The organism is Pseudoalteromonas sp. AOP31-A2-14 (assembly GCF_052378035.1).
Taxonomy (GTDB): Bacteria; Pseudomonadota; Gammaproteobacteria; order Enterobacterales; family Alteromonadaceae; genus Pseudoalteromonas.
Genome location: NZ_JBQSXI010000001.1, coordinates 2,603,799 through 2,621,390, shown reverse-complemented (window position 1 = coordinate 2,621,390; position 17,592 = coordinate 2,603,799). Strand labels below are relative to the sequence as shown.

The 17,592-nt window shown below is 40.4% G+C and carries 12 protein-coding genes; 5 read left to right on the top strand and 7 right to left on the bottom strand.

The features are described 5' to 3' along the window. Position 1: 1 nt before the first annotated feature. Positions 2 to 1,336, bottom strand: a complete 1,335-nt coding sequence (locus tag ACT3S9_RS12110; protein WP_441833965.1) for a glycoside-pentoside-hexuronide (GPH):cation symporter — start codon at positions 1,334 to 1,336, stop codon at positions 2 to 4. A gap of 19 nt (positions 1,337 to 1,355) precedes the next feature. Next, on the bottom strand, positions 1,356 to 2,690 hold the full coding sequence (locus tag ACT3S9_RS12105; RefSeq protein WP_441833964.1) for a GH1 family beta-glucosidase: 1,335 nt from the start codon (positions 2,688 to 2,690) through the stop codon (positions 1,356 to 1,358). A gap of 234 nt (positions 2,691 to 2,924) precedes the next feature. Here ACT3S9_RS12105 and ACT3S9_RS12100 point away from each other — a divergent pair, with 234 nt between their 5' ends. The 3 genes from ACT3S9_RS12100 to ACT3S9_RS12090 are packed head-to-tail and all read left to right on the top strand — an operon-like array spanning position 2,925 to position 7,751. Continuing rightward, the gene (locus tag ACT3S9_RS12100; RefSeq protein WP_441992932.1) at positions 2,925 to 4,190 is read left to right on the top strand and encodes a sugar MFS transporter; all 1,266 of its coding nucleotides are present in this window, start codon (positions 2,925 to 2,927) and stop codon (positions 4,188 to 4,190) included. Between the two features lie 13 nt (positions 4,191 to 4,203). Then, positions 4,204 to 6,723 (top strand): glycoside hydrolase family 3 protein, encoded by a 2,520-nt coding sequence (locus ACT3S9_RS12095; protein WP_441836490.1) that lies wholly within the window; start codon positions 4,204 to 4,206, stop codon positions 6,721 to 6,723. Continuing rightward, positions 6,714 to 7,751, top strand: a complete 1,038-nt coding sequence (locus ACT3S9_RS12090) for a glycoside hydrolase family 16 protein (protein ID WP_441836489.1) — start codon at positions 6,714 to 6,716, stop codon at positions 7,749 to 7,751. The genes ACT3S9_RS12095 and ACT3S9_RS12090 overlap by 10 nt, the downstream gene beginning before the upstream one ends. Positions 7,752 to 7,856: 105 nt before the next feature. Here the strand turns inward: ACT3S9_RS12090 and ACT3S9_RS12085 are convergent, their stop codons facing one another. The 4 genes from ACT3S9_RS12085 to ACT3S9_RS12070 all read right to left on the bottom strand — a co-directional run bounded on the left by ACT3S9_RS12085 (position 7,857) and on the right by ACT3S9_RS12070 (position 14,242). Then, positions 7,857 to 8,897: a cupin-like domain-containing protein gene (locus ACT3S9_RS12085; RefSeq protein ID WP_441836488.1), complete on the bottom strand. Its 1,041-nt coding sequence runs from the start codon at positions 8,895 to 8,897 to the stop codon at positions 7,857 to 7,859. Then, complete coding sequence (locus tag ACT3S9_RS12080; RefSeq protein WP_441836487.1) at positions 8,882 to 9,607, bottom strand: SapC family protein; 726 nt, start codon at positions 9,605 to 9,607, stop codon at positions 8,882 to 8,884. The genes ACT3S9_RS12085 and ACT3S9_RS12080 overlap by 16 nt, the downstream gene beginning before the upstream one ends. 56 nt (positions 9,608 to 9,663) lie before the next feature. Next, entirely contained in the window at positions 9,664 to 11,217 is a 1,554-nt protein-coding gene (locus ACT3S9_RS12075; RefSeq protein WP_441836553.1) for a tryptophan halogenase family protein, read from the bottom strand. Positions 11,218 to 11,293: 76 nt separating this feature from the next. After that, positions 11,294 to 14,242 carry a TonB-dependent receptor gene (locus tag ACT3S9_RS12070; RefSeq protein ID WP_441836552.1) on the bottom strand — a complete coding sequence of 983 codons (2,949 nt, stop codon included), beginning with the start codon at positions 14,240 to 14,242 and terminating at the stop codon, positions 11,294 to 11,296. A 245-nt stretch (positions 14,243 to 14,487) separates the two neighbouring features. Between ACT3S9_RS12070 and ACT3S9_RS12065 the strand changes: the two genes are divergently transcribed. Further along, the gene (locus ACT3S9_RS12065; protein WP_096793603.1) at positions 14,488 to 15,591 is read left to right on the top strand and encodes an ISAs1 family transposase; all 1,104 of its coding nucleotides are present in this window, start codon (positions 14,488 to 14,490) and stop codon (positions 15,589 to 15,591) included. A 138-nt stretch (positions 15,592 to 15,729) separates the two neighbouring features. On the opposite strand, the gene ACT3S9_RS12060 is transcribed toward ACT3S9_RS12065, so the two are convergent. Next, a complete protein-coding gene (locus ACT3S9_RS12060; protein WP_443489204.1) occupies positions 15,730 to 16,431 on the bottom strand; it encodes an IS1 family transposase in 702 nt (233 codons plus the stop codon). Positions 16,432 to 16,594: 163 nt separating this feature from the next. Here ACT3S9_RS12060 and ACT3S9_RS12055 point away from each other — a divergent pair, with 163 nt between their 5' ends. Then, positions 16,595 to 17,212, top strand: coding sequence for a fumarylacetoacetate hydrolase family protein (locus tag ACT3S9_RS12055; protein ID WP_441836486.1), 618 nt, complete (start codon positions 16,595 to 16,597; stop codon positions 17,210 to 17,212). The last annotated feature ends 380 nt before the right edge of the window (positions 17,213 to 17,592 follow it).

The window sequence follows — 17,592 nt, the reverse complement described above, 5'->3', positions numbered from 1 at the left end:
ATTATTCCTTTTTATTGTTAGCGGCTAATTCAGCATCTATTTGCAGCACAGTTTTATTATCAAGAATATACCTTTTCATGATCAAGGCTACAAGCACGCTACCAATGGCTGGAAATAAAGTAAATGAGGTTAAAATTCCTGATTTAGTGGCTTCGCTTATTTCGGTATTTGCTTGGTAGCCATAATATGCCAATAGCCAACCCGCAATAGCGCCGCCAAGTGCTAAGCCTAGTTTTATAAAAAACGCCACGCTTGCGTATACTAAACCCGTTAAGCGTTGGCCTGTTTTCCACTGTCCGTAATCAATAGTGTCAGCCATTTTAGCCCATAGTAAAGGAGTTGCCATTTGCGTGAAAAAGCACCATAAAAAGTAAACTCCAAAAGCGATAAACAGGTTTTCTCCTGGTAACCAAAACGCAATGCAACTAATAACAGCCGATATGTATTGTAAATAAATATAGGCGGTTTTTTTGTCAACACGCTTGCTAAGTGGTTGCGCGCAGGCACAGCCTAAAATATTGCCAATCATCCCAAGGGTAACGAATTGTGTAACTAAATCAGCTTCACCCAGTACATATTTCACATAATAAATGGCTAAAGTGGTACGCAGTACCATGCTGGTTAAAAGTACTACTGATGCGGCGCACAGCACCCTAAAAGGACCATTTTGCCAAAGCGTAGCCATTTGCTGTTTAATATTTAGCTGCTTATTGGGAGGGTTGCTGATGCGTTCTTTGGTAAAGTAAAAACAAATTAAAAACAGCGTCACGCCTAATACACTCATAATTACCATTGTTAGCTGATAACCTAGTGCATTATCGCCTTCACCAAGCCAGTCTACTAATGACAAAGTGCAGCTACTAACTATAAGCCCACCAAACATACCAAATACGAAACGGTAGGATTGAATGGATACCCTTTCTGCTGGGTCGCGGCTAAGCACGCCACCAAGAGCGGAATAAGGAATATTAATTGCTGTGTATACCAGCATTAGTAAAGTGTAAGTTATAAACGCGTAGACAACTTTACCTGTTGACGATAAGTCGGGAGTAGTAAAAGTAATTATACTGACGATACCAAACGGTACCGCTAGCCATAAAAGATAAGGGCGATAGCTGCCATATTTAGTGCTTGTTTTGTCCGTGAGGGCGCCCATTAATGGATCAGTCACAGCATCAACAACCCGCACAACTAAAAACATAGTGCCAACAATTGCAGGAGAAATACCAAATATATCGGTATAGAAGAAAGTTAAAAATAGCATCACCGTTTGAAAAATGATGTTACTTGCAGTGTCACCTAAACCATAGGCTATTTTTTCTTTTTTTGTCAGCATAAGTTGGCACTCATTATTGTTATTTTTGGCGATGTTTTAATAGTGCTCGATATTGTTTGGCACTTTCTTTTAATGTTCTTTGTTGGCTTTGGTAGTCCACATAAACAAGGCCAAAACGTTTTTTATAGCCGTACGCCCATTCAAAGTTATCCATTAAGCTCCAAGCAAAATAACCTTGCACATTAACACCTTGATCAATGGCATCACTAACAGCATTAATGTGAGTGTGATAATAGCTAACGCGTTGATAATCTAATACTTGACCGTTTTCATAGGTATCAGCCATTGCAGCGCCATTTTCTGTTACATATACTTTTGGCAGTGAGTATAACTTATCAAGAGAGACAAGTAATTCGGTTAGCCCTTGAGGATATACCTCCCATCCCATATCTGTCACTTCAATATTTTTTAAGTCAACTTCGCTAAACCAATTATCAGTAGTATTTTGGTAATGTATACGGGTGTAGTAATTTACACCAATAAAGTCGATCGGTTGGCTAATAATTGCCATATCACCTTGTTTTATATCTGGCTTTACTGTTGACGACAGCTGATTTAGTAAGTCAGGGTATTGTCCTTCAAGGACGGCTTTTATATACCACTGGTTGTGATATTGATCTGCCAATAGTGCCGCTTGAGTATCATCGGGAGTTAGGGGGTAAGCGGGGCTAAAGTTAAGCACAATCCCAGCCTCTATCAAAGGGCAGTTTTTACGTAGTACTTGCATAGCAAGGCCATGAGCTAATAATAAATAGTGCGCAGCTTGTCGACCTGCTTTTTGACTTTTTATACCAGGCGCATGTACACCAATTTCGTAACCTAAATAAGCACTACAAAACGGTTCATTTAAAGTCGCATATGAATCGACTAATCCAACAAGTTCTTTACTCACCAAATCAGTATAAGCTGCAAAAGCATAGGCTGTTTCGCGGTTTTGCCAGCCCCCGTTATCTTCTAAGTGCTGTGGTAAGTCCCAGTGATATAAGGTGACATAAGTTTTAATATTACGTGCTTTTAATGCAGTTAATAAATCGCGATAAAATCCGATTCCTTGTTGATTAACTGTGCCATCTTGATGCAAAACGCGTGGCCACGAAATAGACAATCGATACGCATCAACAGCTAAATCAGCAATCATCTCTACGTCTTGCTGCCAAAGCTCAACGTGATTACAGGCTACATCACCATTACTATTATCATCAATTGTATTTGGTTGTTTGCAAAAAGTGTCCCAAATACACGGTAGGCGAGAGTGCCGATCGCCTTCGATTTGAAAAGAAGCTGTTGCAACACCAAAAGTAAACTGTGGTTTTAGTAATGCGGATTCAGGTAATAAAGATATAGATTTAAACACGATTTGAGTTGTCCTTTAACTTACAGTTTTTGCAGCAACTTAATTGAACACAACATAACCTTTCAATGTAAGCGCTTACAAGTTTTTGTAAATGAATTGCTAAATTTGATTTGTATGATATAAATGTAAGCGCTTACATTAAATGTTGCAACTACTATTTGTCTTTGAAATTCTAATGAAAAACAATTTTTAAGTTGTAATTTACTGATAACTATAAATAATAAGAGAAAATTTATGGCTCATATCTCTTCGTCTGTATCGGCAACACAAAGCCTACAGTCTACACCCAAGCAAACCTTTGCTTTAGCGTCATTGACGACCTTGTTTTTTATGTGGGGATTTATAACCTGTTTAAACGATATTTTGATTCCTTACCTCAAAGGTATGTTTTCACTGAGTTATACCCAAGCAATGCTAATCCAGTTTTGCTTTTTTGGTGCCTACTTTGTGATGTCTATTCCTGCCGGTAAGTTAGTCAGTAAGATAGGTTATCAATACGGTATTGTTGTTGGATTAGTGGTTGCTGCCATTGGTTGTGCGCTTTTTTATCCCGCTGCTGATGCCCATGTTTATGAACTGTTTTTGTTTGCTTTATTTGTACTTGCTTCAGGAATAACTATTTTGCAGGTATCTGCGAATCCGTACGTTAGTGTATTGGGCGCAGCAAAAACGGCTTCTTCACGTTTAACCATGACCCAAGCTTTTAACTCACTGGGTACGACGGTTGCCCCCATTATTGGTGGCTGGTTAATCCTAAGCGAAGTAAGCCAAGCAACAGCAGAACAAGTTAAGTTTCCTTATTTGATGCTTTCTGCGAGTTTGTTAATTATGGCGATTATTTTTGCTTTTTTAAAACTCCCTAAACTGGGTAAAACCACAGACTCTGAAGCTGAAAGTCAGGATGTTGAGGGGTTTGTTGATTTAGGTAGTGTATGGCAGTATCGCCACCTAATTTTAGGGGCTGTGGGGATCTTTGTTTATGTCGGTGCAGAGGTGGCAATTGGTAGCTTTTTAGTGGGCTTTTTAACGCTTGAAAATATTGCCGGTTTTACTGAGCAACAAGCAGCTCATTATATTAGCTATTACTTTGCAGGCGCTATGATTGGCCGGTTTATAGGTGCAGTAGTGATGCAAAAGCTTAATGCCGGTAAAGTGTTGGCGTGCCATGGCTTATTAGCTGTAGTGCTTGTTTTAGTGGCCATGACCGGCCAAGGTATACTTGCTATGTGGGCTATTTTATTAGTCGGTTTATGCAATTCAATTATGTTCCCGACTATTTTCAGTTTAGCGCTACAAGGCCTTGGAAAATATACCTCACAAGGTTCCGGTATTTTATGTTTAGCTATTGTAGGTGGTGCGATTATTCCATTATTACAAGGCGTACTGGCCGACAATATAGGTGTGCAGTTAGCGCTACTTTTACCTATTGGTTGTTATTTATATATTACTTACTTTGCGCTATTTGGCTCAAAAGTATCTTCTTCAACTCGCCATCAATAATTAGGTGCATAACATGATTTTAAAAAAAACATTCACACTGTCGGCGCTAATGATTGCAACAATCGCGATGAACGGCTGTTCAGGCTTCGGGAATTCGCAAGATAAAAAGTCGACTGACAAAGAAATTTGGCCAACGATTCAAACAGGTATTAAAGATGATGCCGCTATGGAGTCGAAAATAGCAGCGCTTGTAGCAAGTATGACTCTTGAGCAAAAAGTAGCGCAAATGATTCAACCTGAAATTCGCGATATCACTGTTGAAGATATGCGTAAATATGGTTTTGGTTCTTACTTAAATGGTGGTGGTGCATTTCCAAATAATGATAAACATGCCACAGCTGATGATTGGATCGAATTAGCCGAAAAAATGTATCAAGCATCAATTGATGATTCGCTTGATGGTAGTCGTATTCCAACTATGTGGGGGACTGATGCTGTACATGGTCATAACAATGTAATTGGCGCGACTCTATTCCCTCATAACATTGGTTTAGGCGCAGCTAACAACCCTGCACTGATTGAAAAAATAGCCGCTGCAACCGCGCAAGAAGTTATGGTAACCGGTATTGATTGGGTGTTTGCCCCAACAGTTGCTGTAGTACGTGATGATCGCTGGGGTCGTACCTACGAAGGTTACTCAGAAGATCCACAAATAGTAAAAGACTATTCAGCGGCAATTGTAAAAGGTTTGCAAGGAGCTGTTGATAAAGACTTTTTATCTGATAAGCGAGTAATAAGTACTGTTAAGCACTTTTTAGGTGATGGTGGTACGCAGGGCGGTGACGACCAAGGTGATAATATTGATAGCGAAGCAGACTTATTTAATATTCATGCACAAGGTTATGTTGGAGGCTTAGGGGCTGGTGCGCAAACCGTTATGGCATCGTTTAATAGCTGGAATGGTGAAAAAATTCATGGCAGTAAGTACCTACTGACTGATGTACTAAAAAATAAAATGGGCTTTGATGGTTTTGTAGTCGGTGATTGGAACGGTCACGGGCAAATTGAAGGGTGCACTAATGGCAATTGTGCACAAGCTGCTAATGCAGGCCTAGACGTATATATGGTACCAACCGATGCGTGGAAACCATTGTATGAAAACGTAATTGCTCAAGTAAATAGTGGTGAAATTGCAAAGTCGCGTATTGATGATGCAGTAACGCGTATTTTACGCGTAAAAATGCGAGCAGGATTATTTGATAAGCCAAGCCCAGCCAAGCGTCCTTTGTCAGGTGAAACAGAGGTGATTGGCAGTAAAGAGCATCGTGCTGTTGCTAAGCAAGCAGTGCGAGAATCACTGGTGTTACTTAAAAATAAACAAAAGTTACTTCCATTGTCACCAAAAGCAAATGTACTTGTTGCAGGGCTTGGCGCCGATAACATTGGTATGCAGTCAGGTGGTTGGAGTGTGACATGGCAAGGTACAGGCAACGAAAATAGCGACTTCCCAGGTGGTACGTCTATTTTTGATGGTATTGAACACACTGTAATGCAAGCGGGCGGACAAGTTCAATATGACTTAAAGGGTGAGTTCGATGCACGCCCAGATGTAGCGATTGTTGTATTTGGTGAACAACCTTACGCTGAAGGTAATGGTGATTTAGATAACCTTGAATACCAACGTGGAAATAAAACAAACTTAGCTCTTTTACGTAAGTTTAAAGATGCCGGTATTCCGGTAGTGTCATTATTTATTAGTGGTCGCCCAATGTGGGTAAACGCAGAGCTTAATGCCAGTGATGCATTTGTTGCCACTTGGCTTCCAGGTAGTGAAGGTGATGCGATAAGTGATGTATTGTTTGCCAATACAGATGGCTCAGTTAATCATGACTTTAAAGGTAAATTATCGTTCTCTTGGCCTAATAATCCAGTCGATAACGAAAATCGTGGTGACGCTGATTACTCGCCACTATTACCTTATGGTTTTGGTTTAACTTACTCAGATAGCAATACGCTTAATGATGACCTGATAGAGAAAAGCGAGTCATCACAAAAGCTTAAAAACTTAGTGTTATTTGAACGCGCAGTTAAAGCTCCTTGGAGCTTGGAGTTGCAAAGTGGTGAGCAACAAAAAACCATGGCAAGCAGCCGTGAAACTGTCGGTGCTGTAAGTGTTAAAACGTTTGATAAAGACGTACAAGAAGATGCGCGTGCAATTACTTTCAGCGGAGCTGAGTCAGCAGCTGTGCGATTAATGTCGGCATTTCCGTCGGATTTACGTTCGTATGTTGAAAAGTCAGGACAACTACAAATGCAAATTAAAGTGGATCAACACGCAAATGCGCCGCTTTGGCTTGGTATGCAATGTGGTGATGATTGCCAAGGAAAGTTAGATATAGCTGAGCAATTAAATCGCACTGATGAATGGCAAACTTTAAATATAGATTTAAGTTGCTTTGCAGAGCAAGGGATTAACTTAGCTCAGGTTTTCTCACCTTGGCAGTTAAGTACCGCTGCGCCATGGCAGGTATCAATTGCTAAGCTTAGCATTATCGCTGAGCGTGCTGATAACACAGCAATAGCATGTCAGTAAAAGTAACTACAACAATATTGTTGGTCGGCGCATTAAGCGCCTGCCAACAGGCCGAGCAAGTTGCATCAACTCAAGCGAGTATAGGAAAAGGGTGGCAGCTGGTTTGGCAAGATGAATTTAATGCCAACAGCATTGACTTAAATAAATGGCAGCACGAAGTTAATTGTCGTGGTGGCGGTAATGACGAGCAGCAATGTTATACCGCTCGCGAGCAAAACAGTTACCTAAAGGACGGCTTATTACACATTGTTGCATTAAAAGGTGAGTACACTGGGCCTTTACATAATAGCGATGAAGTAACTAGTGACGAGCAAAAAAAGCTACAAGGCACACAACCATTTACATCAGCGCGTTTACGTACAAAAGGTCAAGGTGATTGGCGTTATGGCCGGTTTGAAATTCGCGCCAAACTTCCCGCTGGACAAGGTGCTTGGCCTGCAGTTTGGATGCTACCTACTGATTGGGAGTATGGTCGCTGGGCGTCATCTGGTGAAATTGACATCATGGAAGCGGTTAATTTAAAAGTTCCGACTGATGATAAAACAGCGCCAGTTGGCACGCCTGAAAGCCGAGTGCATGGCACATTGCATTATGGCGGTCCTGCACCTGAAAACGTATACAGTGGATTAGCTTATAGTTTTACAGCAGAGCAAAACCCAGCTGATACCTTTCATACTTATGCCCTTGAGTGGCAAGAGGATGAAATGCGTTGGTATGTAGATGATGTGCATTATGCAACATTTGAAAGCGAACAATGGTACTCAAGTTCAGCGCAAGCCAATGGCTCTTTTATCGAAAATGGCGGTTTTGCCCCATTTGATAAGCATTTTCATTTATTACTCAACTTTGCAGTTGGCGGCAATTGGCCTGCTAATGTGAATGAAAAAGGCGTGGATGAAAGTGGTTTTCCTAAGCAAATGCAGGTGGATTATGTACGCGTATTTCAATGTTCTGTAGATACTAAAACAGGCAAAGGTTGCGCGACCTATCAAGATACTGCCCAGCAAATTGAAGGTGTATCTAAGTAACTATTATATTAACTTAAATAACTTTGAGTCTTTAGCTAATTAATGTATCGCCGAACTCGCTACATTAACTGGCTTTTGACTCAAATATAGTCAATTAAAAAACTATTAGCGGTTGAGCTTTTGCAGCAATAATTGACGAATTTTGCGTGCTGTTTGATCGTCAATATCCCCTAAAACTCCTTTCGCATTTTCTGCTATATGTGCGCCTAAATCTTTGTCTTCACTGAATACATAATGTTCGAAAAATTGCTGCCAATTATTACGCTGAGATTGTGGCAAATCTTTAATCGCTAACATGCTGTGTAACATGGCATCAAACGGGTTTGCCAAATAATCTGGCGCTTGTCGCCACCAGTAATTAACCAACACATTAAATTGGCTTTGTGCGCTTACATGATGCCACCAAAGGGCGGGGATAAATATGCAGTCGCCTGGTTGCAGTTTTGCTATTAGCGCGTTGTTGAGGGCGTTTTTAAAGCGAGGGAAGCGGTTGAAATCAGGGTTATCAAAGTCTACCAAACTAACTGCTTGTCCTGCAGGAGTAAACTCCAACGGACCTACGTATAAGTTATCTACTTGCTCTGGGGGAAATAAAATAAACTCACGATTACCCGCAGCAACACAGGCAAGGTTGTCGGCATTATCATAATGAGCTGAAATACAGCTATGATTGCCCACCCATAAACTTTTTAAGCAATCATGGGAGGTTACTTGTAATGGATTTTGTGTGGTAAATTTAGGTGCACAATAATCACAGGAAGTTGATCCCATATAGTGTGAATCTGGATTTTCTGTTGTTATTAAATGTTCTAATGTTGTTAGTAGCTCGCTTAAGTTACTGGCATACTGTGTAAAGTTAAATCCACTCATATTGGTATTATAAAAGTAACGACCTTGCTCTTTTGCTGGCGCTGAAAACGCACGTATAGAAGAGCTGCTCGCAATGCTTTTTAAGTAACTCAGTGCTTGTGCATCACTTTGTTTTGCATTTTTGACCATTGGCCAATGCGCGCACACATTTCTAATAACAATCGGTGTGGCTTGCTTTGCCAAAAAAGCAGGTAAGTCGGTAATATCATCAAGATGACATTCTTTAACTTGCTGGTGTATTTGTAGAGTAGAGCTTTGCATTACTGCTGTAGCCACTTTTTTCTCAACAACATTGGGATTTGCTCAAGTGAAGCAACCGCCATATAAATTGCGTGTAAATAACCGCTTTGTTGTAAGTTTTGTAGTTGCGAAGTTGTTAGGCTATTTAACGTTTGCTGGTTGATGGTATAAAAGCCGCCCACAGTCACTTTATCGCCATTTTGTTGTTGATATTCAATCGAAAATGCTTCAATTAAATTAAGTGCTAACAGTTGTTCAAAAAAAGCGGGTAGGGCTTGGTTTTCAAGGTGTAAGGTATTGAGCACTTGCGCAATATGATTTAAATAATCGGTGTTGCCGCCGTGCTCTAAAAATATATCTTCACCTTGCTCTTTATTAATACGTAGACTGTCTAAATCAACATGCACCACTAAGGATTGTTCAGGCACACCTTGGTTGTATTGGGTTTGTTGGCCAATTAAAAAGGGTTGGCGCTGCATGCTTAGCGGTAAGTAATTTAACGCTAAGTTACCTTGCTTATCGAGCAATAAGTTTTCGTTATTTTCAAAACCAAATAAGGCTAACGCTTCAAATTGTCCTGTTTGTGGGTGTTTGCGAAATACAATGGGTTGTTGAGCTTGCACTTTAGTAAACTCAGAAGGAAAAATAGTCGTGCAACTAACGGCGTCGCCCCATTGGGCGCCGCGTGCGGTGATCACTTTTAAATCTTTGTGGGTAATATTATCAAGTAAAACGTGATTGGCCATTTGGCCTCCTGCATGTTCAATAAGGTTAATTAAATAGGTTTGCTTAATTTGTTTTGTTAAATAGGCTGCAAACCAAACTTTTGAATATGATCAAGTAACTGACGGTTAGTTGGCAGTTTCGCTAGCCCTTGCTTTGCTTCTTGTTGACTATTAGTAAAGTGCTCAATAACGGATGTGGGCATCTTTATTTTAGGGAACTGCGGTAAATGTTTCATACCATATAAAACATATTGATAACTTGCTGCTGAAAATACTTCTTGAGCACGGTCAAAATCATTCAGCCATGGACTTTGATATTGCCAAAGTGCAAGGTTGTCGAGTAGTCGTTGCGGCGATGTATTCACGTCTCTATGTGCCTGCCAATACTCACTCGTGCGCTTTGAAAGTACGTAGTGTAATTTTAAAAATTCAATAATACGCTGCCAACGATAATGACACTGTTGATTAAAGCGCTTAGCAAGTTCGGGTAACGCATTGCGATGAGTTGGAAAATTCGCTAATAAGTTATTTAAACTAAGCTCAACCATAACTAACGCTGAGGCTTCAAGTGGTTCAATAAACCCTGCTGACATACCTATCGCAATACAGTTTTTATGCCAAAACCGATCCCGATAACCCGGGGTGAACTTAAGTTCACGTATTGTTAATTCGCTAGGCTCTAAATCACTTTGTGTGGTTTTTAAATAATTGATTAATTTATCTTTAGCACCTTGGGTTGATTCAAACTCACTAGAATACACCATGCCGACACCGCGCCGGCTTTGCAAGCCTATATCCCAAATCCAACCAGTATCTTGTGCGGTTGCTTTAGTGTAAGACAAAATTTCTTGTTCATCATTTTTATAAGGGACTTGTGCGGCAACGGCGCGATTATTAAATAAAATATGATCTTGTGCTTGCAATGGTACTTTATAGTGCTTATCAATCAAGTGGCCATGATGGCCTGAGCAATCAATAAATAAGTCGCCCGTTATAATGCCGCGATCCCGGGTTTCTACTGCAGTAATGTAGCCATCAATATCGTTAATAACTTCATCAACATGACTAATGACATGGTTAACTTCTAGCTTATCAATACAGTGATGTTGCAATAACTGAGCAAATTTCCCTGCATCTAAATGATAGCCATAATTGGCGTGTGTTTGATAGTCACTGTGCAAGTGAGTTTTTGGGGCTTTATTATGATCAAAAAAGTAAGTTTGGCTTGATACGGCATGGCTAAAACTAACTGCCTCGTGCTGTGCAAACCAATAGGGTGCAATATTTAGGTTTTGATAGGCAACGGGTAAGCTAAAAGGATGGTAGTAATATTCATTATTTTTATTATTTTTTACATCATGGCACCAACCATCAAAGCGCGAACCTTGCTTAAAAGATGCGTCGCACTCGCGGATGAATTGCGTTTCGCTAATGCCTATGGTTTTTAAGGTTTGGCGCATGGTAGGCCAAGTACCTTCGCCAACGCCCAAAGTTGGCACATTAGGCGATTCAATTAGAGTGATTTTAGCGTTATGAGTTAAGTGGGGTTGAGCTGCAATTAAGCCTGCGCTTAACCAACCAGCGCTGCCACCACCGATAATAACGATATGATTAATAGAAGATGTAGTCATCAATAATTACCAGTATTAAGGGATAAGTATCGTAGCAAAAAAAAGCCGCATAAAGCGGCTTTTTAACTACAAAATCTTAAAAAGCGTAACGGAAGCCTATGTTATAACGCGCACCATATTGGTAAGCACTAAGTAACTGTTCTGAGTAGCGAACATAAGTACGCTGCGTTTCATCCGTTAAGTTTAGGCCTTCAATAAATACCGTTAATTGATCGTTTACTGAATAGTTAACGTTCACATCCAACTGTCCGTAGGCTTCAGTGAAGATAGGCGATGAATGTTGATCAAAACCTGTTAAGAACTCATCACGCCAGTTATATGAGAGGCGAGCAGATAAGCCATCTAAGTCATAAATTGCAGAAATATTAGCTGAATCACTTAATCCAGGTAGCGCAAACTGATAGCCCGTTGCATCACGATCAGCTTCTACATCACCAAAAACAAATGTCGCATTGGCAGTAACACCAAAGCCTGAGTCACCAAACATATGCTGAGCCGCTACTTCGTAACCCCATAGATTTGCAGTTTCAACGTTGTTATCACGTGAAACGAAGAAGTTAGTTAATGGGTCTGAAGCATTACCAACAATTGAGGTTCCTTGTGCGGTGCCTTGGTTTTCATTTATTTGGTCATGAATTGCTTGGTCCGATTGTAACTCACCTGCGGCGGCCAAATCAGCGCGTGCTTGCTCAGCACGATCTCCGCTGTACGGGTCTGTTATACCGCCTAGCGTTTCTTCTGTTGTTACATTAACTAGGAAGTTTTCAACCTGCTTACGGAAATAACCTGCTGATACATAGCTGCCAGAACCGTAGTAATACTCTAGTGATAAATCTAAGTTATCAGATGTGTAGGGTTTTAAGTTAGGATTACCAACAGAAACTGTACGTTGACCTACTTTAGGATTGCCTAAAAATGAAGTTGTTGAACGTAGTGAGCTCACTGGTGGACGAGCAAGGCTTCGGCTATAAGAAAAACGAGCCATTACATCTTCAACCACTTCAACATTCATATCAAAACTAGGTAAAAATTCACTACTGCTGCCTTCACCTTCAGAGAATGAGCGTTCATTAGCATAAATGTATGACCACTCACTACCGTTTACCCATTCCATGTTTACTGCCGGGCGTTCTAAGCTGTTTGCGGTAACGTCTGTTTTTTCATAACGCAGGCCTGTAGTTATATTAACTAGCATGCCATTAAACTCGGTTTCGAAATTTGCTTGCATGTAAAACGCTAAGGTTTTTTCGCTTACACGGTGGTCGTCATCAATAGGACCTGATTGAACTTGACCATTCACATCAGCAGGCCAGCTACAAGCGCCTACAGCGGCATCTGGATGATTACAATCGATACTTTGTGCAATATTAACTATTTCATCAAAATCAGCATCGTAATAGTAATTTAATAATTTGTCGCTGCCGCCACCTGAAAATCCATCCAATAAACCGCTGCTATCAGTGCGCGAGAATAAGCTGTCGTCGTACCAATCAGCTGATGTACCCCACCAACCCGCGGCTAACTGGCCTGAGTAAGCTGAGGTTGTACGAAAATCTATAGTGGTGTGTGAAACGCCAAAATTAATACTGGCTAATGCGCCACTGTCTTCGTTATACCATGTACCTTTCAATTGATATTGATCAAGGTCATTAGTGTTTACTTCTTTACTAACACCAGCAAAGAGAGTGCCTATATCGCTTGGTAATAACTCGGCTTGGCCATTCGTGAGGGACATACCAATAAGTGGAATATCTGTTTGGCTAAAATCAGCTGTTTTTTCATCAATGGCTGCAGTTGGGTTTTCGCAATCGATGCATGAAGTATTACCGATGATCATGTATGCGTCTTGGCCTAAGCCTGTTCCTGCACTGGTTGCTGATGAGTTATGTGCATCAAACTCAAGGTTCAATGTATCTGTTACTTGCCAGTCAAGGTTTAAACCTAACGATTTATTTTCGTTTTCTGTTGAACTTCTATTGAGGTTTGTTGAGTAATCGCCACCATACTCAGAAATTTGAGTATAAGTGCCGTTCTCATTAATATTTGCTGAGCTTACATTCCCGCCATTATTAAACCATACACCAAAACTACGGCCTTCTTTTTCTAGCTCAAGTTTAGAGTAAGTGTAATCAACCGTTGCGACTAGGTCGTCAGTTGGTGCGTATTGCAGAACAAGTTGTCCATTAGTACGTTTACGGCTGTTATCTGAAAAAGAGTATCCCGCATTTTGTGGGTACCAAGTGGTACCATCAGCGCGTTGGTTATTATCTGTCACCGCGGCATTCGATGAAGAAATATCAACATTTGGGATCCAGTTATCAACCGCCATTGATTGCTCGCGGCTATCGCGCTCTTGTACAGAGCCGGAAATTAAAATGCCAAACTTATCATCATTAAACGTGTTGCTGTAAATACCTGAAAGTTCGGGGGTTACATCATCACCGGTTTCGTTTGATGTGTCATAAACTGCTTTAGCACCAATAGATGCATGCATACCAGGATTTGACAGAGGTTTTGCGGTCGTAATATTTACCGTTGCGCCAATACCTCCACTTGGGGCGCTTGAGCGCGCTGTTTTATATACTTCAACACCGCTGACGCTCTCTGTGGCAATATCACCAAAATCGAACGAGCGACTACCAGTGGTAGGCATTTGACGATCATTTAGGGTGACTAAGTTAAACTCAGGGCCAAAACCACGAACGGTAATTTCGCTGCCTTCGCCGTTACTGCGATTAATCGATACGCCGGTGATACGTTGCAGTGATTCAGCAAGGTTGGTATCAGGAAATTTACCAATATCTTCAGAAGTGATGGCATCAACAACACCAGCAGACTGACGTTTGATATCCATCGACTTAACTAAACTGCCTCGAATACCAGATACTTGAATGACTTCGATATCACTTGCTTGGTTGTTGGGCTCTTCTTCGGCAACTGCGGTGTGAGGAATTAGCGCACTTAGTCCCATTGCCATAGAGAGGCTCAGGGCTAGCTGCTTTTTCTTAAAATGTGTGTGATTCATGCAAATCTCCAAATCTGGTTTTATTTTTATACGTTGCTATCATTGTAAGCGCTTACATTTTATTTCAAAAAAATGCCAAACCCGAGTTTTCTTAATGTAACCGCTTACATTAAGTTAGTATAAAGTTACATAATGGTCAATACCAATCACCATTTATAAATGCGTTAAACAGGGCAAGATCATACTTAACTTGATTATTACTTCGAATCTGTGATCAAATCGCCTTTTTCTCAAAGGCGATTAACATGTCATTCATCAACCATTTCAACGACATTCAAGATACTCGTTCACACATCAACAAAAAACATGAATTGCTGGATGTTATATTCCTTACAGTCACTGCGATTATTTCAGGTGCTGAAGGGTGGAAGGATATTAAGCAATTCGGTGACAGTAAACTGACTTGGTTACGTAAGTTTCGTTCATTTGAAAATGGTATTCCTGTCGATGATACGATTGCTCGTATCATTAGCTCACTGGCCCCTGAAGCTTTATTAGCTTGTTTTGTTTCTTGGGTTAATGAGCTTAGAGATGCGAATAATCAAAGCGTCATTGCCTTTGACGGTAAAACACTTCGCCATTCTTATGATGGTGATAAAAAAACAGCTATTCACAGTGTTTCAGCTTATGCAGTTGAACAGGGCCTAGTACTAGCACAATGCAAATCCAAAAGTAAGAAGAATGAAGTATCAACAGTGATGGCACTTATTGAATTACTTGAGCTTAAAGGCAATATCATCACAGCAGACGCGATGCATTGTTTAAAGAAAGTGACGAAAGCCGTCAGCAAGAAAGACGGAGACTATTTGCTGCAAGTGAAGAATAACCAAGGAAAATTGAACAAAGAAATTCAAGCCTACTATCACAAAGTCAGACGAGAGCAGCCATCACTCATCCAGCAAAATAGCCATGAAACAGTAAATGATGGGCATGGTCGAATAGAGCAGCGCACGTACACTCAACTGTTGGTGACAGATTGGCTTGAGCAGCGCCACGGTTGGGTCAATTTCAACTCCATAGTCGAGGTAGTACGACAGCGTTATGTTGGCGATAGTCATACAATGGAAACGAGTTATTACATCAGCTCGCTAGGGATAAACCCAGAGCAAGTAGCCAAGTCTATTCGCCAGCATTGGGGAATAGAAAACTCAGCACACTGGGTATTAGATATGACATTTAAAGAAGACGATTCACGTATTCGTCGAGGTGATGCCCCCGAGAATATGGCGACCTTCAGACGATTTGCGATGAACTTAGCGAAATTAAGCGCGATAAAAGACAGTATGAAAGGTAAGTTGAAACAGGCTGCTTGGTCAGATGAGGTAAGAGAGCAGCTTATTTTAGGATAAATAACGCTCAAGTATGATTTTGCCCTGATGCGTTAAATAGGTATGTTTATGTTGTTATAGGTAATATTTATATATTTTTTTTATAAAAGTAATCATATAACTTTAATTTTAGGTGGTGTTCTAAAAAGTATGCTGGCATCAGACGTAGCCATAATTGATGTAAAAGAACACCAAATCAAACACTTTAAAATGATTATCAAGCTTTTTTGAGAAGCAACAAGTCTTTCTAACCGCTCGTCTTAATCGGTGTCTAAGGCGACAGTTATTACCCTCTATACCTATGGTATGCTGTTTGCCAACCTGTTTGTGATCACCTTTAAAGGCGGTTTTAAAGCTATCCCAGTTGTCCATACTGATAGAGCCATAGCTTACTTTAAGTTGCTTTAAACGTGCTCTTAGCTTCTTAGCTGTTTTTAAGTCACGTTTGCCCCAGACATAAGCGACAATCTCATTAGTAGCACGGTCATAAGCGTAGATGAGCCAGACTTTACGCTTCTTGCGATACACGTAAGTCCAGAACTCATCAACCTCTAAGCGTTCATAGTAGCGCTTCTTAGGCGCGATCTTATAAACAGATGAGCCTATGGTGCCCAATACTTTACCGATACTGACTGAGGCTATAATAGCTATGTCTCTAACACCGCAACCTCTCACCGTCATTAGCCGTATGATGTCTTCTATTTTAGAGTGACAGCCCTTATAAGTTAAGGCATGGTCACCAATGAATTGACGTTTGCAGTCCTTGCATTGGTAGTTCTGCTTGCCATAGCTTTTTATGCCGTTTTTCTTTAAACTGGGACTGTGACAGTCGGGGCAGCTGATATCTATTTGTGTCTTCATAACCTCAAATATATCATCTTGCTTTGGCTGTCACCCTCCTTTATTTCTTCAGCATACTTTCTGACACACCACCTAATTTTATTGGGTTTGTGTAAAATAAAGGTATAAATTAAGTTTGTTAAAGCTTTAAACTGAAGGTCTTTGACTTTAATAGGTGAATTTGATGAGCAGTGATAATAATTGTGGGTTGGAATTACCAGCTTCTAAAGTTATTTGCATTGGTCGTAATTATGTTGAACATATTACGGAGTTAGGTAACGAAGTTGCAGATGAAATGGTGGTTTTTTTAAAACCGGCAAGTGCTATTTCAACGCAGTTGAGGAGTCTTCATAATAATGAGCCGTTACATTTTGAAACTGAAATTTGTTTTAAAGTTGTACAAGGACGCTTAGCTTATGTCGGTATTGGACTTGATTTAACCAAGCGTGATTTACAAAGCAAATTAAAAGCAAAAGGCTTACCTTGGGAACGCGCTAAGGGGTTTGATGGCGCCGCGCTTTTTAGTAACTTTATTGCATTTGATGATACCAACATTGAGCAGCTAGCACTTACTTTAACTATTGATGGCAAGCAGCGTCAGCAGGGTAATGTAAGCCTAATGCTTTATAAACCACAGGCAATTATTGAACAAGTAAAAGAGTTTATGACACTTTGTGATGGCGATATTATTATGACAGGCACTCCCGCGGGAGTAGGCATCGTTAATACGGGGAGTGAATTTATTGCAAAACTTTATCAAGGGAAGACATTACTGCTTACTCAGCAATGGTTGGCTGGTTAAGTATATAGCTGTTATTACGTGGTGAAATTATTAATCGTTCTATCTAACCTGTAACGGTGGTTTGATTTATATTGAACTGAGTTAAAGGTCTGGTTATGTTTGAAAACCCTTTAAAGTACTGTTTAACAAACGACGGGTAGTTGATGGGATAATTGATAAGCTGATAATTTAGCTAGAGATTTCATTATCGCTACTGTGCAGTGAGCGCTTATTATGTTTGGTGTTAAAAGCTATCTCATTAAGTAAAGTTAAAGGCGTGCGGGATGAAAATGAAGTTAACTTATTGCTAAATATGACCATGCAATACTCTGTGCCGCCATTTCAACAGGCTAAAATCGGGTGTTGTTTTTTATATTCAGAGGTATGTGTTAAAGCCTAGC